Origin of the sequence: Sphingobium sp. YBL2 (assembly GCF_000943805.1) — a bacterium.
In the GTDB taxonomy this organism is placed as follows: domain Bacteria; phylum Pseudomonadota; class Alphaproteobacteria; order Sphingomonadales; family Sphingomonadaceae; genus Sphingobium; species Sphingobium fuliginis.
Genome location: NZ_CP010954.1, coordinates 3,898,408 through 3,919,188, shown reverse-complemented (window position 1 = coordinate 3,919,188; position 20,781 = coordinate 3,898,408). Strand labels below are relative to the sequence as shown.

The window sequence follows — 20,781 nt, the reverse complement described above, 5'->3', positions numbered from 1 at the left end:
GGCGGTTATTCCATCCTCCGAATTTTATCGCTTCATACGCTTAAGACACATACCGTGGGATAGGTATCCTGACCCAGAGGCCCACGCACTTACCCCCGTAGCAAGGGCTCCATGGGCACCAGAACAAGATGATCGGCAGGCGCATCGGGACCTGCGATCACCAGGCATTGTCGCAGCATCCGCCGGTGAAAGAAGCGCGTCAGGGCGGCATGGTCGGCAGGCGTGCTCTTTTCGATGAAGCGCATCAATGCGGCCTCACCCGCGGCGGCATCGGCATAGGCCGTACCCAGCAGCGCCTCGATGTCTTTGCCATCCTCTTCCCGCAGCCAATCGCGATAGCGCAGCTGGTTCCGCAGATAGTGAGGGATCGAGGCAAGGATATTACGTTGCCAGCCCTGTAGCGATCCGCTTTCCGGCAGACGTTCGATCTCCGCCTGCAATTTATGAAGTGCCAGATCATTCTGGTCGACGGCGGCGGGCGGCGGAAGCGCAATGTCGTCGAGCGCCACGCCCAATATCTCGGCCAACGCCTCCATACATCGCCGTCCGATCATCGACACCTGTACCGCTGCCTCGACCCAATCGCCGCCGCGCCCCTTTTCGTGCATCCCGAACAGGGGGCCGTAAATGGCTTCAGCGAGGAAGGACACGGTGTGATAGGCGATCGCGTCAAAATCGAGCGGTACGCCGATCGCCGTTTCATAGTGACGGAACAGAGCGGCGACGTCGCCCATATTCTCGATCGGGTGGCGCCCCCGGAAGCACGCGAGGTCGCGCATGGGATCGCCTAGATGACCGATTTCCACATCCAATATGCCGGTAACCTGGGCACCGTCCGAAAGGAACTGGCCGCAATCGCCCGTGACGAAGGAGATGGATTCCCGATGTCGGGGATAGTTTCGGCGCAGCCATCGCGCGCAAAATTCCAGCAGCGGATCAGTGATGCCCTGCTCGACCGTCATGGCATGAAAGCGTTCGAAATTATGCAGGGCGATCTCGCGCGCACCCTGCGGCAAATGGGCTCCCCCTTCAATGAAAGCCTGACTTGGCAGGCTGTGGATGTCAGCCAATATCTCCATATAGCGTAGCGATGCGGCCCACCGATCCTCGGTCATCACCGACGCGCTTTCGATCGCCTGCTGAACCAGGCCGGGATCCCGGCCGCCTTCTATCCATTCCATCACGATGGTGTTGGGTTGGTCGCACATGCCCAATATGGCGGGGATGGGAATGCCATTTTCATACAGTGCGCGCTGCATGCGCATTTCATACACAAGCGGATAGGGATGGGTCGGCCAGGTGCGGTCGCCCTTGAGCAGAAAGTCGCGCTTCACACCATTTTGCTGCGCGCTGGCGCGCCAGACCGGGCGCCAGCGCCGCTGTTTTTCGAGCACGACTTCAGAACAACCCAGGACATCCTCAAGCCATCGGTTGAGCTGTTCGCGGCTTTCGGCCTGATCCTGATCGGCTTCGGTCTGCGCCATCGACGGTCCTCTCCATAGTCTTTTTCTGTCCATTATGGCCGGTGCGTCATCCGCCTTTATGGGCCGGGCGGCCGTTGCGGAAAGATCGGGCTAACGCACCGTTTTTAATGCCTGCCCTCAATCACCAAACCGATAGCGAACCTCCACGCCATAGGTCCTCGGCGCGCCGTAAAATCCACTGAATATCCCGAGCGCCGCCGATCCGACATTGCTCGACGCCAGATATTTCTTATCGAACAGATTACGCACGAAAAAACTGATGTCGGCATTGCTGCCGCCAACGCCGTTCAGGTCCAGCCGTCCGTTGACCAGGTCATAGGCAGGCAGGACCTGGTCGGAAGAGCGTACCTTGCTGGAATGATAATAGTCCAGGCTGAACACGGTTTCCGCCAGGGATGGCGGCACTGGCAACGTCCAGCGCACGCCAGCCGTGACCGTCGTCTTTGCAACCAGATTGAACGGCACCTTGAGCGCTGCAAGATAGGATTGGAGATTCGCAGGCACCGTCAGCGACCGCGACTTGAGGTCCAGGAAGGTCGCACCGGCGTCGAGGGACAAGGTCGATGTCGGCTGGATGCGGGTCGAAAGGTCGATGCCCGCTACCCGGGTCTTGCCGGCGTTGACCAGCAGCGTCCCGCCGCTTGGATCGTTGCTGGCGTCGCAATCGCCGTCCGGTGATTTTGGCGGATTGGTCCCGCCCGGCGTGATCGTGCTGCAACTCGCCTGGGTGTTGAGGCCCGAAATCGGCACCTGCACATTATTATACCAGCCGACAAAGGGTGATGCGTTGAACTGCAGCTTGACGTCGCCCACGGTGAAGTCGGACCGGATACCGACCTCCACATCCGTCACCTTTTCCGGGGCGAAGGACTGGAAGGGCGCCAGCCGCCCGGCCAGCGTCGGGCTGTTAATGCCACCAGCGCGATAGCCCCGGCGCGTGATCGCATAGAGGAAGATCGCATCCGACGCCTTCCAGTCGACGCCCAGTTGCCAGGTCAGCGCCTTGGACGAGGTCTTGTTGACGCTCGAATTGCGGATCGTTGCCGCGCCGTCCGCGCATTCTTCGGGTGAAACGACAGGCTGATTGCTCAGGCCGCCGCCAACGCAGGCCTCGATCTTGTCCCAGGTGTGACGTACGCCCAGATTGACGTGCAGGCCGTCGGCGATTTCATAATTGACATTGCCGAACAGCGCCCGGCTCTTTTCGCTGGGCGCGCTCTAACCTGAAGTGCAACACCCGAATTTGATAGGGTGTACCGATGGGAAATCACTACAGCCAGTTGAGTATGGACGAACGCAACGAGATTCAACGGAGCCGGAATATGGGATTGAGTTGTCGGGCAATTGCCCGACAACTCAATCGGCCGCCGTCGGCGGTAACGCGTGAGGTTGAGCGAAACACGGTTGGCAAGAGCTATGACGCGGTGCGCGCAGCGCGTGCGACGCTGGCACGCCGGCGGCGTGGGACGGTCAAGCTCAAGGCCGGCTCGTTGCTGCTGAGTCGGGTGCGTGGCTTGATGGCGATGGGGTGGTCGCCGGAACAAGTTGCGGGCAGACTGCGACGGATGAACCCGGATGATCTTGCCAGCCACGTTTCGCACGAGACGATCTATTGCGCCATCTACGCCTTGCCGCGAGGTGAGTTGCGCAGCGAGCTGATTGCTCAGCTGCGCTTTGCCCACAAGGCCAGGATGCCGCGCACGCGGGGACAGGACCGCCGCGGCCAGCTGCAGAACATGACCTCGATCCACCTGCGTCCCATTGAAGTGGCGGCTCGCCTGATCCCGGGCCATTGGGAGGGCGATCTGATTAAGGGTGCCGGAAATCGCAGCGCGGTCGGCACCTTGGTTGAGCGCAAGAGCCGTTATCTGATGATGACCAAACTGCGCGACTGCACCGCTGAAGCCACCTTGGAAGCCTTCACGCGCAAGTTCCGTCATGTCCCGCCGTGCGTGAGAAAGACGCTGACCTACGACCAGGGCAAAGAGATGGCGCGCCACGAGATGCTGGCCAAGCAACTGAAGATCGACGTCTATTTCGCCGATCCGCACAGCCCCTGGCAACGGCCGACCAATGAGAATACCAACGGTCTGATCCGTGAGTACCTGCCCAAAGGTCTGGATTTGGCGCCGATCTCGCAAGGTTACCTCAATGCAATTGCACGACAATTAAACGACCGCCCTCGCAAATGTCTCGGCTTTGAAACGCCTGCCGAGGTCTTCGGTCGCGAAATCATGAACTTGCAACCCAGTGTTGCACTTCAGACTTGAAACCGCCCTGTAAAAACTATAGTTGAAGCGAGCATCGGTAATACCGGGTAGGGTGAAGACCGGAATATAGGTGCCCGACGGCCCGAGCGGCTTGCTGTCCAGGTAGAAAGCCCCGACCAGCCAGTCGAGACGATTGCCGAGTGCCGATCCCTTCAATTGCACTTCGTCGCTGATCTGCCGGACGTCGGATGTCTGGCGCCCACCCACGATCGTCACCGGAAGCCCGGCAGGGATCGCGCCGCTTCCATCAGCGATCAAGGTGGGCAGTCCATCGACACTGGAATAATAATCGATCTTGGTGCGCCGATAACCGAAGATATTGATGAAGGTGATGTCATCGGACAGATCGAACTCCGTCCGGTTGGTAATACCGAAACGCTCGACCTTTTCGAACGCATCGACGTCCGAATTGATCACGCGCGGCCCGCGCGCGCGCTGCAATGCCAACTGCGCCAGAGCCGCCGCCGCCGTGCCCGTCGCCGTCAGTCCATTGGGACCGGGCAGCACATCGGTCAGCACCGATGCGCCGCCGACCGCGTCATTGTGATAATAATCGACAATAAGCGTGTTGCGGAACGCGGCGCTCGGCTCGAACAGGATCGAACCGCGGATCGCGCGCGAATTAAGATCGTCCGGGTCGCCGCCGATGCCGATATTCTTCGTCCAGCCGTCGCGCTTCTGGATCTGACCGGCGATGCGGATGGCCAACGTGTCGGACGTCAGCGGTATATTGACTGCGGCTTCCAGCAACCGGGCGTCGTAATTGCCGTAGGACGCCTTGGCATATCCTCCCAGCTTATAGTCCGGCGCCGCCGGATAATAGAGGATCGCGCCACCGGTCGTGTTGCGGCCGAACAACGTCCCTTGCGGTCCCTTGAGTACTTGAACGGACGAAAGATCATAGGTCGGAATGCTGGACCCGACCGTAGGAGACGGCACTTCCGCGAAATAGCTGATGACGCCGGGCGCGCTGTTGCCGGCCAGCGCCTTGGACTGACCCCGGATGGAGAAATTGGTGTTTTCGCGCCCGCCTGAACCCGCCAGGAACACGCCCGGCGTCTTGACCAGCAAATCCTGCGTATCACGGATATTGGCCTGCCGCAGCGAGTCCGCGCCGAAAGCCACGACCGAAACCGGCGTCTCCTGAATATTCTCAGCGGTGCGGCGCGCCGTCACCACGATGTCGCTGGTAGCACCCTCCTGCGGCGCGGCGTTCGACGACTGCGCCAATGCCATTTGCGATGTCGTCAGCAGCAACCCTATCGGCAGCATGAAACCGGTTATCTTCATTTTTCTTCTCCCTGGCGGTCAAAGGATGACCATTGTCTTTGAAAGCCGGTCTGTCGCCGGCCTGTCCTGTTCATGAGATCAACGATGGATAGCTGACGCCCTGCCCCGCGCGCCAATGCTCGACGATCGCGCTTTTCTGGCAGTTGAATATGCCGATCTGTCTGGACAATATGCCGCCATCCCCTCCGCATTTCCCCGATGGATCGGGTGTGCGGCGGATTAGACGCCAATCCGCGCTTTCAATTACCTGTCGAAAGGTGGGTCCGATGTCCGATCACGCCAATATCCACCAGATATGAGGATAAGGACGGTCCGCAGATACCGTCGGTCATATGGGGAGAGGACGAGATGACCTGCTTTGCAAACGGGCTGTTGATGCCTGAGGGACCGATTGCGCGGCCGGATGGCGGCCTGCTGCTGGTGGAGGTGCTCGGCGGTCGCCTGTCCCGCCTTGGCCCGGACGGTGCGCGCACCACCCTCGCCGATCTGGGCGGCGGTCCCAATGGCGCGGCGATCGGTCCCGACGGGCGGATTTATGTCTGCAACAATGGCGGTTTCGAAAAGATGATCCTGCCGAACGGCGACCTCCTGCCGGCCGAGACGCCTCTCGACACGCCGCCCGGCACAATTCAGGTCGTCGATCCCGCCAGCGGCGCTTTCGAAACCTTATATGCATCGACCGAAGCGACCCCCTTCTGGGGACCGAACGACCTCATCTTTGACGAAACGGGCGGATTTTGGTTCACCGATTTCGGCAGGGATCGCGGCGCGGCGCGAATGCGGGGTGGGCTTTATTATGCCAAGACCGACGGGTCGGAAATTCGGCGCGCCGCCGGACCATTGGACGGGGCGAATGGCGTCGGCCTATCGCCAGATGGACGCACCCTCTACGTCGCCCTCACCTATGAAGCGCATCTGCTGCGCTATCGATTGTCAGCGCCCGGTATGATCGACACGACGGCGTCGCTGACCCCGGACGGGCACAGCATCGTCGGTCGGGCCGGGCCTGGTCAATTTCTCGACAGCCTGGCCGTCGATAGCGCCGGACGTATCTGTTGCGCCTCGCCCGGCCAAGGCGCCATATTGATCTTTCCACCCGAGGGCGGAACGCCTCAGCAGATCGAAACGGGCGATTTCCTCACGACCAATATCTGCTTTGGCGGCAAGGACGGGCGGGTGGCCTTCGTCACGCTGGGCAGTTCCGGCAAGGTCATATGTATCGACTGGGACGTCCCCGGCCTGCCCCTCGCATTCGGCTGAGCTCTCATCGTCAACAGCGCCGCCCTGCCCGCCGACAGGTCAAGCAAGGCAGCCATTGTTGTTCTCTCGCGCCATGCCCCGGAAAAGAGCGACCATGTCAGCTGATTGTTATGACTATATCATCGTCGGGGCGGGGTCTTCCGGCTGCGTGCTGGCCAATCGACTGTCGGCAGACCCGACCGTCAAGGTACTGCTGGTGGAGGCGGGACCGGACGACAGCAGTCCGTTGATCGCCATGCCGCGCGGTATCGGCAAACTGCTGGCGCCGGGCAATCCCCATGTGTGGGATTACGCCGTATCGCCCGGCGGCAACGCACCCCAGGAAATATGGCTGAAGGGCCGCGCGGTTGGCGGGTCCAGTTCGGTCAACGGCATGGTCTATGTGCGGGGCGCTCCGGCCGATTATGATGGCTGGGAAGCGGCAGGCTGCACAGGCTGGGGCTGGCAGAATATAGGCCGATATTTCGTCTCTCTGGAGGACCATGCGCTGGGCGCCAAGGCGTGGCGCGGTGCCGGCGGCCCCCTCAAGGTCAGCGTCCACCCTTCCGGCGACCCGCTGTGCGAAGCCTTCCTGACAGCCGCCGAGCAGGCCGGCACGCAACGGGTGGACGACATGAACGACATGCCGGCCGTGACCCAGGGCGGCATGGGTATCAGCCGACATCCACCTATCGCGGCAAGCGCTTCTCCGCCTCCCGCGCCTTTCTGAAGCCCGTGCGCGGCCGCCCGAATCTGGATGTTTTGCCGCAGACTGACGCCCTGCGTATCCTGTTCGACGGACAGCGAGCGGGCGGTATCCTGCTGCGCAACAAGGATGGCGTGCAGGAGGTCGCCGCCCGGCGGGAGATCATTCTTTCCGCAGGCGCGGTGCAGAGCCCCAAGCTGCTGCAATTGTCGGGCATCGGTCCCCGCGCCTTGCTCGAATCGCTTGGCATCCCGATCGTCGTTGATGCGCCGGGTGTCGGCGGCAACCTTCGCGAACATCGCTATTTGGGCTTTACCTACAGGGTCCGGGGGAACAGCCTAAACCAGAAACTGTCCGGTGTCGGCCTTATCCTGTCGGCTTTGCGCTATGCCTTCGGGTCGAAAGGGCCGCTGACCCATGCAGCGCATGAAGTGGGCGGCTTCGTCAAGACCGATGCCACGCTCGACCGGCCCGACGCGCAGGTCGGCATGGGCCTCTACTCCTTCCACACGGACGACAAGGGCGCGGTGGCGCTCGACCCCTATCCCGGCATGACCGTCGTCGCTTATTATATGCGGCCCGACAGCCAGGGCCATGTCAGGATAAGTTCGGCCGACCCGGATGTCCCGCCGGTCATCGACGCCAATCATCTGGCGACCGATGCCGACAGGAGCCATTTCGTCGCCCTGTTTCGCTGGCTCCGTCGCCTGGCGCAACAGCCCGCGCTCAAGGACTGGATCGTCGAGGAAACGGGCAAGACCGTCGGCATAGAAGCGGACGAGGACATTCTTGCCAACGCCATGGCCCTTGGCGGCACATCCTTTCACATTTGCGGGACATGCCGCATGGGCGCGGATGAAACTTCCGTCGTCGACCCCCAGCTTCGCGTGCGCGGCGTCACCGGCCTGCGCGTCGTCGATACCTCCATCATGCCGACGATCGTATCGGGCAACACCAATGCGCCGGCCATGGCCATCGCGCTCAACGCCGCGGACATGATCCTGCGGCCCAGACAGGAAACCATGCCATGACCGTGCCGTTCACGACGTTCGACAAGCTTTATATCGATGGCGCCTGGGTCGATGGCGGGAGCGAACGCGACGCCATCATCAATCCCGCCACCGAAGCGGTGATCGGCCACGCGCCGGTGGGTAACGCCGCCGCCGTGGACGCTGCGATCACAGCCGCGCGCGATGCGTTCGACACGGGCATCTGGCCACGCATGGCCATGTCCGAACGCGCGACCTGTCTGCGCCGGATGCATGCCGCACTGGATGCGCGCAGGCAGCAGATCGCGGCGCTGATCATCGCGGAAGTCGGCTGTTCACAGGGCATCACCCAAGGCATGCAGGTCGCCAATCCGCTCGACCATCTGCTGGCCGCAGTCGAACATTCGACACGCGACGACAGCGTTCGCCTGCCCATCGACATCACCCCGGATCCCTTCAATCCCGACGGGCCGAAGAAAATAGGCGGGACGACCGTGGTGCGCGAACCGGTGGGCGTCGTCGCGGCCATCACCGGCTATAATTTCCCCTTTCTCATCAATCTGGCGAAGATCGTTCCCGCGCTGCTGGCCGGCAATACGATGGTGCTGAAGCCGTCGCCCTTCACACCTTTTTCCGCGCTGCTGTTCGGGGAGATCGCCGAAGAGATCGGCCTGCCCAAAGGCGTGCTGAACCTCGTTACCGGCGGACCGGAGGTTGGCACGACCCTGACCTGCGATCCGCGCGTCGACCTCGTCACCTTCACCGGATCCGAAGGCGTAGGCGCCGCTATCATGGCGCAGGCCACCCCCACATTGAAGCGCGTGCATCTGGAACTCGGTGGAAAGTCCGCGCTGATCGTCCGCCAGGATGCCGACGTCGCCCGCGCCGCGGGCATGGCCGTTGCCGTGCTCTCGGTCAATGCGGGCCAAGGCTGCGCCCTGCTCACGCGCCTTGTCGTCCATAACAGCATCAGGAAAGCGTTCGTCGAAACCGCCTGCGCCATCGCCAGCCAGTTCAAAATCGGCGATCCTGCCGATCCCACCGTGGCGATGGGGCCGCTGATCCGCGAATCCCAGCGGGAAAAGGTCGAAAGACTGATCGCCATCGGCCGCGACGAGGGCGCGCGGATCGTGCATGGCGGCGGGCGTCCGGCCGGTCTCGACAAGGGCTTTTTCACCGACATCACGATCTTCGACGATGTCGACAACAAGATGACGATCGCCCAGGAAGAGGTGTTCGGTCCGGTCGGCTGCGTCATCGGCTTCGATACCGACGAAGAGGCGATCCGCATCGCCAACGACAGCCGCTATGGCCTGAATGGTGGCATCGAAACCGCAGACGCTGCCAAAGGCTATGAGATGGCGATGCAGATCCGTGCGGGCAGCGTCATGCTCAATGGCGGCACCGGGCGCATGACCTATGCGCCCATCGGCGGCTACAAACGCTCGGGCGTGGGCCGGGAATATGGTCCCGACTGGCTGCACGAATATCAAAACCAGAAGTCGGTCTTCTATCCCATCGGCGGATAGAGAAGCTGCCTAACCGGCGGTAATGCCGCCGTCGACCGCCCAGCAGGCGCCATGCACATGACGCGCCCGATCGGAAGCCAGGAACAGAAGCGGCTCGGCCACATCCTCGGGCAGACAGGGCGGCCGCATGCCGGTGTAGCGCGCGAGGAGCCGGGGATCGGCGAAATCGGGGAAGGACATGCCCTGTGTCATTTCCGTCCGCATCGGGCCGGGCGAGAGGATGTTGATCCGCACGGGACTGTCCATCATCTCCATCGCGAGCGACAACGTCAAACCGACCAGTCCGAATTTGGAGGCGGTATATGGCGCCAGATAGGCCTGCCCCATGAAACCGGCGGTGGAGGCCACGCAGATGATATTCCCGCTGCTCTCGATCAGGTGCGGCATGGCCGCCTGCATGAGAAAGAAGGGGCCGGACAGGTTGGAGGCAATGGTCCGGTGCCATTCCTCCTCCTTGATGTCCGCCAATCGGTGAAACATGACATCGGCGGCGATATTGCACAGCACGTCCAGCCGGCCGAATGCCGTCATCGCCCCTTCGATAACCTCCCTACAGCCACGCGGCTCGCCAAGATCGCAAGCCAGCTCGACACACCGGCCACCCGCGTCGCGGATCAACCGCCCGGTCTCTTCCAGCTTGGCTCGGCTGCGCCCGACAAGGCACAGTGCCGCGCCTTCCCGCGCGAAGGCGAGGCTCGCCGCGCGGCCCAGGCCCGACCCGGCGCCGGTGACCAGTACGACCTTGCCTGCAAAGTCCATCCGCATATCCTCTTCCAAAACGGGCCGTCGGCGGGGTTAGAATGCCACGCTGATGCCTGCCATAAGGGTGATTACGGCGTGGCCAACCTTTCCCCGGATGGGGTTGATCCCCTCACCAGCGCCGTCGCCATTGCGCGCCGCGCCGACGGTTACGGATCATCTCATCCCGCTGCTCCGGCGTGACCAGCAGCGTGTCGGCGGGAAGATGCGAACGGAGTTCCGCAGCCGGCACGATCCTGAGCGTCGGCTCCGGCCCGGAACTCGCGCCGGTCCAGCGCAGCATCAGCGATCCTTCGTTGCGTCCGGCCGGATCAAGCCAGTTGGGCACGCCCGGATCGTCCAGTGCGATGACGGCGCGGAAGCGGCCGTCGCCGTCCAGACGCGCCTGCGCCGCGTTGAGGCTGCTCTGATGGTTCATCCAGTCGATCGTGTTCCACAGCGGATCGTTGAGCTGGACGTTCCAGTAACGCACCTGATCGGGCACCGCCGTGTCGATGATCATCGCCTCCCCCGGCTTCAGCCGGAAGATGCCCTGATAATAATGCTGCCCGGCCACGCCGCCGCGACCGGCCCAGTCATCATATTCCAGCCTGTTGACGAAGCCCTGCGCCCGCTGCCGCTGGCCATAACCCAAGGCAAATGCGGCATAGCGTTCGACGAACGCTGACAGGCGATCGAGCCGATGGACGATCTCGGCTGCGGGCACCAGACCGCCGCCCACGCGCCGGTCGACCCGCTCGATCGCGATGCGTAGATCGCGCCCCACGCCCCAGTCATAATAGGCATGGCGCAGGCCGATCGTGAGCGCGCGCGGGTCTAGCGGAAACCAGTCACCCGCATGATCCTCCGGCCGCTCCCCGCCCAACAGGATGTCGAACGCGCCGTCCGGTCCCAATGTGCAGGCATCCAGATCGATCACGCCCACCGAAGGCCCGAGATCCTCCATCGGTCCCAGACCGCCCGCGACCAGATCAAGGAACACGAAAACCCCGTCCCCCCGCGTGCCCGACAGCCTGTAGATGCCGCTGCCGTCGATCCGCGCCGCGCCATAGATGAAATCGGGATTGACCCCGACGGTGTTGAGGACGCTGCTGACCGACGGCACGAAATCGGGATGATCGGGGTCGGCGAAGGCCGTCTGATAACCGGTGGCGAGGATAGCGAACAACAGGCGGTGCGCCTCGGCCCGGGCCTGTGGATCATCGGGATCGGCCAGCCTGTCCAGCATGCCTTCCGCCCCCGCCATCCGCTCCAGCCAGGCGCGCCACTGGGACGTTTCAGAGATAGGCATGGTAGGTCTCGATATATTCGGCGAACCTGTCGCTCACCTGTTCGGCTGTCAGGCCATAATCGGCCAGCGTGTAGCTGCGCGACCCATGCTTGCCCGCCGGATTCTCCCGCAGCCAGTCCAGAATGCCCTTTTCCGACTCCGGCGTGAAATCCCAGCCGAAATGATCATAGGCGGCCCGGATCGTCGAGACCGGGTCCGCGACCAGATCCTTGTAACGCATATCGTAAATCGGCAGGTCCGGATGCGCCTTGCGATAATCCATGCAGCACTTCACCCCATCCCACCAGAGTTGCAGGAACTCGGCGCCCAGCGCATGCAGATCGAGCTGGTCGTAGGACGGCCCACGAATGACGCTGATCAGTTGGGAGATGGAGGCGATGACGGTGGTCGGGTCGCGATGGGGCTGAATGAAGATCGCATCGGGATAGACGCTACGCAGCGCGGGGAGCTTATACATATGCTCCTGAATCTTGAGCACCCAATGCCTGCCGGGATGCCGCCAACCCAGATGCTGAAGCCACATCTTGTGGACCTCGTAGCGAAAGGTCGCGTCGATGCCCTTGAACCAGTCGTAGAAGCGCGGGAGATGCTGGAACATGCACGGATTGCTGCTCTGAAAGGAGGTCGTCATGAACGATCCGCATTCCTGCGGGATTTTGGCGCCGAGCGGATGGGCTTTGAGCAATTCGTCGGCATCACCGCCCAGTTGCGCGCGCAAATGTTCGTCGAACCGGGAGATGCGCGGGTCCGTGTCGGCGGTTGCCGCTTCGGGAGGGGGCGATGGTTCGGCCACTTCCCACATCAGCGGCGTGCGGATCTGCGGGTCGCCTTCCATCAGGGCGTGCAGGAAACTGGTGCCGCACCGGGGGAGGCCGAGGATGAAAAGCGGCTGCCTGATTTCGACATCGGCAATGTCAGGATAGCGGGCTCGGTCGTCGGCGATAGCCTTCAGCCGGGACAAGTCATCGGCAATGATATGCAGCGCACGCGCATGGCCATTGGCGTTAAGTGCCCGGTCTTCCGCCATCGAGGCAAGCAGTTGTTCCAGCCCCGGCCGCACATTATCGCGTAAATAATGGGGCAGCGGATACTGCGCCAACAGTGCGTCCGCGTCCGGAAATCCAAATGTCATTGCCATCCTCTCTCAAACCGGTCTGACGACCATTTTGGGCAGGATGACTGGTCCGGATACCGATGAAAAGCCCAGGTGCCATCGATGTCGCCTATCGGAAACAGATGTCGAAAATTGCGGCTACATCAGTGGGCGTTCAGTGGATCAAAAGCCGGTCACGGAACTGCCGCGGCGAACACCCTTCTATCTGGCGGAACGCCACACTGAAGCTTGCCGTATTGGCAAAACCACAGCGATAGGCGATCTCCTTGACCAGAAGCGATCGGTCCATCAGCAGGTCCTTCGCCAGAGCGAGCATATGACGGCGACAAAAGGCTGCGGGACTTTCGCCCGTCGCGGTGCGGAACAGGCGTTCGTAATGGCGGACGCTGATGCCACGTTCCGCCGCCAACTGCCCGATCTCGACCCTGCCGGGCTGCTCCCGGATATGTGCAACAAGGCCAGCCAGATAGCGCTGGTCGAACGTCCGGCGACTGTTGAACTCCGGTTGGGTTTCTGGACCGAATTGCTGCACCATTTCAGCTGCGAGGCCGACACTGATCGAATCCAGAATGAGTTGCGAACACAGCCCCGGCGCCACCAGTTCCTGCTGGGCCCTTAGAAGCAGTGCCCTGACATGGGGATTGCGCATGTCTATGGTGTCGCGCAATTGTTGATTGGAAAGTTCCATGGGCAATCCAGTGATCGCGGGAATATCTATTCTGCAAAATAGCGATCTTTGCTCGCGTTCCTGCCAATGCATTTGGAACGGACACGCGGCCGGATAAAAGCGTACCTCGCCCTGCTCGCAAAAGTCGCGAGCAGATGCGAGATATCTGCCCATAGACGGGAAGCGGGTCAATTCGAAATAGCTGCAGGGCGGCGTGAAGACGATCTCGTTTCGTTCTCGCCAGAAAAACCGCCGGACTTCAAAGCGCGCACCAACTGTAGCCCTCGCCGCTTCGAGAGACGTTTCGAATTCCTGCGGGAATATGAAGTCCAGGCTTGTACCCTCAGGATGACGGTCAGAATCATAAGGTCTTGTAAGCATATCAGCTGTTGCTCCCCCTCACTTTCTCCCAGCCGATCGCGAGAATAATATATCGATCATATCGAGAGAAGCTAATTTATTAGTGTCCGATTCAGAAGTTCTTCAACTCGAGCAATATCTTGCGGTTCGGCGCGTGATCATCGGATTGAAGCGATGAAGGGCCAGCGGTGGGTGAGGTGACGGACCTTTCCCAGTCGTTTAACCAAACCGGCGTCAAGAATAATTTTGGTTGCGTTTTTGCGATCTACGAGTGCGACATCGTAGGGTTGGTGCGTCAGTGATCGATTAGCTGCTTCATGACTATTGGCTCACTGAAACGAAATCGACATCTGCGTCATGCTGGTCACGGCAAGAGGACTGAGCGAAAGCTAAGTCAACAATTCTTGGCGCAAGCCTTGAAATGTTAGTTTCCAGGGATAGTCGGCTGCCTAACGCGCAAAAAAACTGAGTGAATACCGAGTGAATAGCAAAAAGGGGCCCAGTGAAACGAGACCTCCTGCTCATGGATATCCAGCGGCACACACTGAGTCAAAAGCTCGGCCGCTGCCAGCGGCCGATCCATACGAAAAGGTGTGCAGATCGGTGAAATGACTGTGCCTGTACGACCCACGCCTTTCCAAAAGCGCCAAAGCACCCCAGCAGCCCCCTCAGAACTAGCAAGCTTTGCTCCATTGCACAGCCGTCGCTCCACCGTCATAGGTTTCGCGGATGGACGAAAAAATGAACGCTACGATCTTAAGAGTTATCGAGCGCACGCCGCAATGGCTGCGTCACGATCTGGGATCCAGGGATGCAGCCGCTCGCGGTCGCGCCGAGGAAACATTGGCGGCGATGATCAGCGACGCGCTTGCCAACGGAACCGCCGCGAATCAGGAGGAATAAGCGGGACACCTCCTTGTCTCATGGGGGCCGCGGACCGTTGAGATTACCGCGCCTGCCTCTCCGCCAACGCACGGTTTCACATTGCGACATTCAGCCTCCGTTCCCAAGGAGGCTCTCCCCAGGAGGCAAATCAGGGAACTGGCCGCGCCAGCGTGACGGCCCGCCTCCCGAACACATTGGTCCCAAACCGCCTTTGCAGATGAACCGCAACCAACGCTGCATACCTGCGTTGGCGAATGCCGTTTGGGCTGTGATAGATGCCCACCGCCTTCCAATAATTGCCGCTCATCTTGAGTGCGTCGAGAAAGATCCAGCGCGCCACCTCGGCGTTGAAACAGGGATCGAATCGCAGCCAGCGCCGGACTTCCCCCTCGCGTCGAGCTATGAGCGCGGCGATCCTCGGCACCCACCAACTGTTGATCTGGAGAGGCCCCAGGTCATGGCTTCCATCCCTGTTCAGAATTTCCGAGCCGATCCAACCGGCTTCCTGATCGCGCAATCCCCAGAGCGTCTTTTCAAGCCATAGCTGCCCACGCGCCGCTTGTCGGATGCAGCGCGCGACCTCGGGTTCTGGTGGCCGTGCCGCTGACGCCGCTTCGCACCATGACAACAGCATCAGGAGAAGCGGGATCAAACAGGCGCAGCGCCGATCAGCGATCCAGGCCACGGCCACCCTCCTGTCCCCGATCGCCTGCTCGCTGCTCGACCGCGTGGACGGCGTCGGCTCTTTCGCTCTCACGGCCTTTCAAAAAGGATTGCAGATGGCGGTCTAACGCCTCGAACGCCTTTTGCGCTCGATCGGCAAGGCGATCGGCCACACCCCTTTCCCTGAAGCCTTGGGCGCGAAGCTGCCGTTCAAGCTGGCGGTCAGCCCGCAAACGCCTTTCCTGTTCCTGGTCTTCCTTGAGCTGCTGGAGATGGCGCATATGACGAGCGGCTAGGCGATCACGATGGTCCCGTTCCAGGCGCCCGAGCCCTTCGAGGCTCGACGTCTTCTCTCCCGATCGCTGTTCAAGCTTCTCGACCAGTTTCTCGGGATTCTCGGTCCAGAGCTTCACGCCGTATTGGGCGCGGGTAATGGCCGTGTAAAAATTCTGCGCATTCACAAGCGGCGATCCGATCGGCGCAAGGACATAGACCCGGTCATAGGTCTTGGACTGTGCCGAATAGACGGTTTCGCTGTAGCCATGATCCCATGTCTTGTGCTTCGACAGATCGACCGTCTGCACCCGCTTGCCGCGATCCCAGCGGATCGTTGCCAAACTCCCCTCGATTTTCTCGACTGTCCCGCGCTCCGCATTTTTGAGCATGAGCTCTCTCGATGCGAGGCGCCACTGGATGCGGTCGCCTTCGCTCAGGTCCCTTTGCTCGTCCACGAACACATTGACCTGCGAGGATTTGGCCATGCGGGGATCCCAGAGATGGGTGCGTCCCCGCTCGTCCACCAGCCGGACGCGTTGCCGCCCCTGCGTGTCCCGCACCACCCCGACAACGCGATATTCGGCATCCCGCTCGAGGCCCGCCCCTGCCTGATCGCGGCTGAAGGTCACCACCTGGCCGCCCGAATAGAAGCGCGCCAGCCGCTTCTCCTGGTCGCTATGCCCGCCCGGCGTCAGGACCGAAAAACGGGTCTCCTCGGCCGCGACGACGCCTTCGCGCTGGAGAACCTCCCGGATCTTGCTGTTGACGATGAGGCGGGACGCATTGTCGAGAACGAGAATGTTGGTCGCGGCGCGGCTCCTGGGGCTGAGACGTGTCCACTCCGCGACCACGCCCTTGGCGAGGTCGGCGGCATCCTCGCCGCTCACCACCTTGTCGAGCCGACCGATCGAGGCGGCATAATTTTCTGCCCGAGCATGCGCGACAGCTTCCCGCATCGCCTCTGTTTGCTGCCTCCGCGACTCGGTAAGCTCGGCAGTCTGCATCCCTAATTTCTGCATGAGCCAGAAGGCCTTTCCCTGTTCGATCGCGCCCGTCTGCTTATTGTCACCCAGGAGAATGAGGCGCGCGCTGGTGGCCCGGCTGATCTCCAGCACTCGCAAGGCCTGGCGGTTTCCGAGCTGCCCTGCTTCATCGAGTACGAGCACATGGTTGCCGCTGATCCCATATCCACCGCCCGCCAGAAGGCTCGCCACGGTGCGGGACTCAACCTGCGCCTTCTCGCCCAATTCCGCCGCCGCGGAGGATGTCGGCGCCAGGGCGATGAAGGTGGTGCCCGGCAGCGCGGCGTCCTTCAGGGAGCGGATGAGCGTCGACTTGCCCGCTCCCGCGACGCCGTGAAGGCCCGTGACCCGGTCCCTCGATGTCGCCATGTCCACCAGCGCACGTTCCTGCTCCGGGGAAAGCCCCGCCTGTTCCAGCACGGGAAGCAGACGATCGGCGCTCGCCACAGGCCGACCATCCCCAACGGCAAGGGCAAGATGCATGGCAAGCGACTGCTCCAGACGCACCGTCCGGCGGCTCGTCCGGCCCCGCGTCAATATCTCGTCCCCTGTCTGTCCGCGGGTCGCGAGGAGCTTGCGCCTTTCCTCATGGGCCTCGATCAGAGGTCGGAGATCCTGAAACCGAACCTCCCCGACATGGGACGCCAGCCCAGTGGTAAAAAGTCGGCCAAGCGCGTTGACCGCCTCCTTTCCCTCAGACTGCTTGATCCCGAACAAGGCGGCACGCGCGGCATCGACCCGGTCGACCGGGACAGCATGTTCGCCCACTTGTTCGGCGCCTTGCCGCACGGCTTCGAGCGGCTTCTCATGGGGGCCCAGACGTCCACGCCATTGGATCAGCAGTTCGTCGATCCCGATCTTCACCTTCGCGCCGCGAGTGGCATAGAAAGACTGGCGGCGTGCCGCTTGCCCGGAAAGGCCATGCTGCTGGGCATGTTCGTTGATCTGTTGGGATCGCTGCGACATCTCCTCAATGAGGGTCTTGGGGACGCCCCTGATTTCGAAAAGACCCCGGCGCGGATCGAAGTCGATCTCATAGCCAAGCTCCCGCAGACCATGGGCGAGTTCATTGCGGTAGATCTGCCCGTTGGTCATCTGCACGGCATACATGGCCCGGGTCTCGAGGCTTGCCATCGGATCGCCCTCTTGCCCGTTCGTCATGTTGAGGACAACGACATGGGTGTGGAGATGGGGATCGAGTTCGCGGCTCGCATGCTCTGTAAACCGCGCCCAGAGCAGCCGGCCGGTCGTCTCATGGACGATCTTGCCCTCCTCCCGTTTCCTCAGCTGGGCATGCTCCTCAAGATAGGCGAGCGTCACATCGACCGCGCGTTCATGGAGCTGGACGATCCGCTCGTCGCCCATGGCCAGCGCCATCACCGAAACGGATTTGGGCGCGCTGATCGCGAAATCCCAGCCGGGATGATGCTCGATCCCCTCGGCCCGATGGCGGCCAAGCTGCTGGCCCGCGACCTTGCCGGCCAGCAGGGACCGAAAGGTTTCAGGATCGACATCGCCCGAAAGGTCGAGTTCGCCCGCCAGGTTGCCGCCCCAGGAGGAATGCTCGGCCTCGCCCTTCGTATAATAGTCCCCGATGGCATAATAGCGGGCGATATTGCCCGGCGAGCCCTTGAGGCGGCGCGGATGCATCATGCCGGCCTCGCATCGTTGCGGTCACCCGATGCGCGGCCATGCTGCCGGAGGCGAAAGCCGCTCGCCCGTCCCAGCAGCTTGGGAAGTCCACTGTCCACGTTTCCAGCGTCACCCTCCACAGGATCGGAAGATGGACCTTGCGGGCCGACCTCGTCCTGCGCGGGCGAGCCACTATCGTCCACTTCAAGAGGGAGTTCGGGCGCTTCCATTTTCTTCGGTCGGCGTCGCTTGGATGGCGATTCAGAAGGCTTGGACGCGGCCTCCCCTTCAGTTTCCGGGTCCAATCGAACGGGCGGCGCAAGCCGCTCGACGAACGCAGCCTGCGGACTGGGCAGAGCGTTGTAGCGATCGGTGAACCGCACCACGGGGAGGTTCCGTCCGAACCGTAGGTAGCCCGCAAGATTGGGAAGATTGGTGACCTCGGTATGCATCACCAGCGGACGGGTCACCTGCATTCGGGAGAGATTGACCCCATCCCGCATGTCGTTGACGCCATAGGACATGCCCTCATTGGCTTCGACCTGCTCGACCTGTCCGAGATTTTCCGAGACATGCTTGGCCGTGGGGGTGTCATTGGCCCTGAGCGCCACCCATGTCGAGCAATAGCCGGTGATCGCAGCGGCATCCTGAATGCCATAGGTTGCCTCGAGTTGCGGGTAGGACTGGAACCCCAAAATTCCACAGCCGCCATATTTGCGCGCGCGGGCGAGGAAGTCGCTCAAAGACGGCAGTTTCTGAAGGGTCGGGAGTTCGTCGATGACGCAATAGAGACGCCGCTTGCGGTCGGGCGGCAGGCTCATGATGGCGCTGATCGCAATGTCGAGCCAGACGGTAACAAGGGGCCGAAGGGAGGGAAGCTGGTCCGCCTTCACGGTGATGAAGAGCCAGCTGTCATCCTCCTCATTGGCGACCCAGTCCCGGATCGAAAAGCCGTCAGCGGTATCATCGAGATAGGAGAAGCTGCGCATGACTGAGGCCAGTTCAGCCCGAATCCCGGCCGACGTCCGGTCGCCTTCCATCGAAATGAAGGCGGCGGCGTCCGTCCCCTCGGCAAAGCTCGCCAGTGTCTTCAAGGGGCTGCGCAACACCGTTTCGAGCAACGCCGACACGAGCGTCCTTTCATACCGGGCAAGCTTGCGCAGGACCGCGACCAGCGTTCCACGCGCGGCTTTCGCCCAGAAGGGATCGCCGCCCTTTTCGGGGATCGTCGATTCCGCGATCTGGTCATAATGATAGTCGCGCGGGACATCGACCCAGGGCGACCAGCAGTCGGCGCGCTCGTCCAGCGGATTGAGCAGAATGTCGTGACCCGGCCGGTAGAATTTCTCGACAAAGGTGCCGGCCGTATCATAGACGATCGCCCGCTTGCCCTGCTTGCGCATGCCATCCAGCATCTTGACGATGATGTTGGTCTTGCCGGTTCCGGGGGCACCGCAGATCAGGATATGTTCGGGCTCGAAGGCATCGGGAACGGGCACGCCGCCGATCGCAAAGCTTCCCTTCCGGCTCCGCCATAACAGCCTCTGTAACTGCCGGGCCGTGCCGAAACGGGCGCCACGGAGGAACTGGTTAGAACCGAGGCCCTTCCCCGTCCGGGTGAAATAGAACCAGGCCCAGGCGAGCATCAGCAGGGCGAAGGCGCCCGCCAGAGCGGCGCCGTAAACCAGATGATGCTCCATCGCCTGCAGGGTCTTCTTGGCGATGCGGGAGCCAAGCAAAGCATCGGACGTCGTCCAATATTGCCGACCCGACGGCGTCCGAAACAGGACCGGCGCACCGCCGGGTACGTCGCTTTTGAGCGTCGCCTCGACGATCTTGACCGCCACAAACCGCTGATAGTCGGTGGACTTCTCCAGCACATACCAGATGGTTCCGCCGACCCAGATGGCGATGCCCGCCAGCAAGGTCTGGAAGAAAACCTGCGTCGTCATGCGGACATTGTGGACGATGGCCTGCCCGCCCCTCGTCCATGAACCGAGCGTGTCGTTCCGGAAGATGCTCATGATTGCATCTCCTCGGGATCGAGAAGGCCCCGTTCCAGGAGCAGGGCGCGGGCATCTTCCATCCCCTTCTCGAGGATATCGGGCCGACGCGCGCCGACGGATGCGGCGAGGATCGCGAAGACCTGGATGAGGGTCGCCTGCACCTCGTCGAAGCGGCCATGATAGCCCGCCGCGTCCATGCCTTCATAGCGGTTGAGGATGTCCCGGACATAGTCGGGGATGGTCGAGCCGGCCGCCTGAGCGCCGAAGACAAGGCGCCCGAAGAGCGCGTCCTTGAACCTTATGGTAATCCTGGGCAAGCGCCAAACTCCTGTTCGTCGCCTGGCCAATCGTGATGAAGCACGGCCCTTATATTCGAATTTCAGCCTGTTCTCAATTGATTACATGTAAGCAGGGCGGCAGCCACACGGTGCCATGGAAGATCAAGCACTTAGCCGAGCGCCCACGCCAAACGGCAGCCAAAGCGCGCCGGGCGGCGTCAATCAGTGCCATCAGGCGACGACGCGTATTCGCCCGGAAAACCGCGCAAATGCTGGCGATTCGCGCCCGCAGCACCCGTGCGTACGGTGCATTACAAAACG

17 protein-coding genes are annotated in these 20,781 nt (G+C 61.9%); 6 read left to right on the top strand and 11 right to left on the bottom strand.

The annotated features are described in order from the left end of the window. Positions 1 to 89: 89 nt before the first annotated feature. Positions 90 to 1,484, bottom strand: a complete 1,395-nt coding sequence (locus TZ53_RS18025) for a phosphotransferase (protein WP_044662192.1) — start codon at positions 1,482 to 1,484, stop codon at positions 90 to 92. Between the two features lie 117 nt (positions 1,485 to 1,601). Next, complete coding sequence (locus TZ53_RS18020) at positions 1,602 to 2,639, bottom strand: TonB-dependent receptor domain-containing protein (RefSeq protein WP_238320174.1); 1,038 nt, start codon at positions 2,637 to 2,639, stop codon at positions 1,602 to 1,604. Between the two features lie 104 nt (positions 2,640 to 2,743). Between TZ53_RS18020 and TZ53_RS26255 the strand changes: the two genes are divergently transcribed. Further along, positions 2,744 to 3,754 carry an IS30 family transposase gene (locus TZ53_RS26255; protein ID WP_046194488.1) on the top strand — a complete coding sequence of 337 codons (1,011 nt, stop codon included), beginning with the start codon at positions 2,744 to 2,746 and terminating at the stop codon, positions 3,752 to 3,754. Here TZ53_RS26255 and TZ53_RS18015 read toward each other — a convergent pair. Beyond that, complete coding sequence (locus tag TZ53_RS18015) at positions 3,653 to 5,044, bottom strand: TonB-dependent receptor (RefSeq protein ID WP_238320073.1); 1,392 nt, start codon at positions 5,042 to 5,044, stop codon at positions 3,653 to 3,655. The genes TZ53_RS26255 and TZ53_RS18015 overlap by 102 nt on opposite strands. 375 nt (positions 5,045 to 5,419) lie before the next feature. Here TZ53_RS18015 and TZ53_RS18010 point away from each other — a divergent pair, with 375 nt between their 5' ends. The 4 genes from TZ53_RS18010 to TZ53_RS18000 all read left to right on the top strand — a co-directional run bounded on the left by TZ53_RS18010 (position 5,420) and on the right by TZ53_RS18000 (position 9,507). Then, a complete protein-coding gene (locus tag TZ53_RS18010) occupies positions 5,420 to 6,304 on the top strand; it encodes an SMP-30/gluconolactonase/LRE family protein (protein WP_238320072.1) in 885 nt (294 codons plus the stop codon). Between the two features lie 94 nt (positions 6,305 to 6,398). After that, positions 6,399 to 7,013, top strand: coding sequence for a GMC family oxidoreductase (locus TZ53_RS27595; protein WP_238320071.1), 615 nt, complete (start codon positions 6,399 to 6,401; stop codon positions 7,011 to 7,013). Positions 7,014 to 7,018: 5 nt separating this feature from the next. Continuing rightward, on the top strand, positions 7,019 to 8,020 hold the full coding sequence (locus TZ53_RS27975) for a GMC family oxidoreductase (protein WP_410483108.1): 1,002 nt from the start codon (positions 7,019 to 7,021) through the stop codon (positions 8,018 to 8,020). Beyond that, positions 8,017 to 9,507, top strand: a complete 1,491-nt coding sequence (locus TZ53_RS18000) for an aldehyde dehydrogenase family protein (protein ID WP_044662190.1) — start codon at positions 8,017 to 8,019, stop codon at positions 9,505 to 9,507. The genes TZ53_RS27975 and TZ53_RS18000 overlap by 4 nt, the downstream gene beginning before the upstream one ends. 9 nt (positions 9,508 to 9,516) lie before the next feature. Here the strand turns inward: TZ53_RS18000 and TZ53_RS17995 are convergent, their stop codons facing one another. The 4 genes from TZ53_RS17995 to TZ53_RS27580 form a co-directional block, all read right to left on the bottom strand. Continuing rightward, positions 9,517 to 10,266 carry an SDR family NAD(P)-dependent oxidoreductase gene (locus tag TZ53_RS17995; RefSeq protein ID WP_044662189.1) on the bottom strand — a complete coding sequence of 250 codons (750 nt, stop codon included), beginning with the start codon at positions 10,264 to 10,266 and terminating at the stop codon, positions 9,517 to 9,519. 112 nt (positions 10,267 to 10,378) lie between these two features. After that, positions 10,379 to 11,557, bottom strand: a complete 1,179-nt coding sequence (locus TZ53_RS17990; RefSeq protein ID WP_235600732.1) for a hypothetical protein — start codon at positions 11,555 to 11,557, stop codon at positions 10,379 to 10,381. Continuing rightward, on the bottom strand, positions 11,544 to 12,689 hold the full coding sequence (locus tag TZ53_RS17985; protein ID WP_235600731.1) for a sulfotransferase family protein: 1,146 nt from the start codon (positions 12,687 to 12,689) through the stop codon (positions 11,544 to 11,546). The genes TZ53_RS17990 and TZ53_RS17985 overlap by 14 nt, the downstream gene beginning before the upstream one ends. Positions 12,690 to 12,825: 136 nt before the next feature. Next, positions 12,826 to 13,719 carry an AraC family transcriptional regulator gene (locus TZ53_RS27580; protein WP_235600730.1) on the bottom strand — a complete coding sequence of 298 codons (894 nt, stop codon included), beginning with the start codon at positions 13,717 to 13,719 and terminating at the stop codon, positions 12,826 to 12,828. 708 nt (positions 13,720 to 14,427) lie between these two features. On the opposite strand from TZ53_RS27580, the gene TZ53_RS27210 reads away from it, so the two are divergent. Next, positions 14,428 to 14,601 carry a hypothetical protein gene (locus TZ53_RS27210; protein ID WP_171010022.1) on the top strand — a complete coding sequence of 58 codons (174 nt, stop codon included), beginning with the start codon at positions 14,428 to 14,430 and terminating at the stop codon, positions 14,599 to 14,601. Positions 14,602 to 14,731: 130 nt separating this feature from the next. Here the strand turns inward: TZ53_RS27210 and TZ53_RS17975 are convergent, their stop codons facing one another. The 4 genes from TZ53_RS17975 to TZ53_RS17960 are packed head-to-tail and all read right to left on the bottom strand — an operon-like array spanning position 14,732 to position 20,499. Further along, positions 14,732 to 15,268, bottom strand: coding sequence for a lytic transglycosylase domain-containing protein (locus tag TZ53_RS17975; RefSeq protein WP_373886320.1), 537 nt, complete (start codon positions 15,266 to 15,268; stop codon positions 14,732 to 14,734). Continuing rightward, entirely contained in the window at positions 15,252 to 18,197 is a 2,946-nt protein-coding gene (mobF, locus tag TZ53_RS17970; protein ID WP_044662185.1) for a MobF family relaxase, read from the bottom strand. The genes TZ53_RS17975 and mobF overlap by 17 nt, the downstream gene beginning before the upstream one ends. Further along, positions 18,194 to 20,200 carry a type IV secretion system DNA-binding domain-containing protein gene (locus tag TZ53_RS17965; RefSeq protein ID WP_044662184.1) on the bottom strand — a complete coding sequence of 669 codons (2,007 nt, stop codon included), beginning with the start codon at positions 20,198 to 20,200 and terminating at the stop codon, positions 18,194 to 18,196. Before TZ53_RS17965 ends, mobF begins: the two co-directional genes overlap by 4 nt. After that, positions 20,197 to 20,499, bottom strand: a complete 303-nt coding sequence (locus TZ53_RS17960) for a hypothetical protein (RefSeq protein ID WP_044662183.1) — start codon at positions 20,497 to 20,499, stop codon at positions 20,197 to 20,199. Before TZ53_RS17960 ends, TZ53_RS17965 begins: the two co-directional genes overlap by 4 nt. Positions 20,500 to 20,781: the final 282 nt, after the last annotated feature.

Bases quoted from the DNA above. Each gene is read 5' to 3' on its own strand.
- TZ53_RS18025 (WP_044662192.1), bottom strand. From the start codon at position 1,484: ATGGCGCAGACCGAAGCCGATCAGGATCAGGCCGAAAGCCGCGAACAG.
- TZ53_RS26255 (WP_046194488.1), top strand. From the start codon at position 2,744: ATGGGAAATCACTACAGCCAGTTGAGTATGGACGAACGCAACGAGATT.
- TZ53_RS18015 (WP_238320073.1), bottom strand. From the start codon at position 5,044: ATGAAGATAACCGGTTTCATGCTGCCGATAGGGTTGCTGCTGACGACA.
- TZ53_RS18010 (WP_238320072.1), top strand. From the start codon at position 5,420: ATGCCTGAGGGACCGATTGCGCGGCCGGATGGCGGCCTGCTGCTGGTG.
- TZ53_RS27595 (WP_238320071.1), top strand. From the start codon at position 6,399: ATGTCAGCTGATTGTTATGACTATATCATCGTCGGGGCGGGGTCTTCC.
- TZ53_RS18000 (WP_044662190.1), top strand. From the start codon at position 8,017: ATGACCGTGCCGTTCACGACGTTCGACAAGCTTTATATCGATGGCGCC.
- TZ53_RS17995 (WP_044662189.1), bottom strand. From the start codon at position 10,266: ATGGACTTTGCAGGCAAGGTCGTACTGGTCACCGGCGCCGGGTCGGGC.
- TZ53_RS17990 (WP_235600732.1), bottom strand. From the start codon at position 11,557: ATGCCTATCTCTGAAACGTCCCAGTGGCGCGCCTGGCTGGAGCGGATG.
- TZ53_RS17985 (WP_235600731.1), bottom strand. From the start codon at position 12,689: ATGACATTTGGATTTCCGGACGCGGACGCACTGTTGGCGCAGTATCCG.
- TZ53_RS27580 (WP_235600730.1), bottom strand. From the start codon at position 13,719: ATGCTTACAAGACCTTATGATTCTGACCGTCATCCTGAGGGTACAAGC.
- TZ53_RS27210 (WP_171010022.1), top strand. From the start codon at position 14,428: ATGGACGAAAAAATGAACGCTACGATCTTAAGAGTTATCGAGCGCACG.
- mobF (WP_044662185.1), bottom strand. From the start codon at position 18,197: ATGATGCATCCGCGCCGCCTCAAGGGCTCGCCGGGCAATATCGCCCGC.
- TZ53_RS17965 (WP_044662184.1), bottom strand. From the start codon at position 20,200: ATGAGCATCTTCCGGAACGACACGCTCGGTTCATGGACGAGGGGCGGG.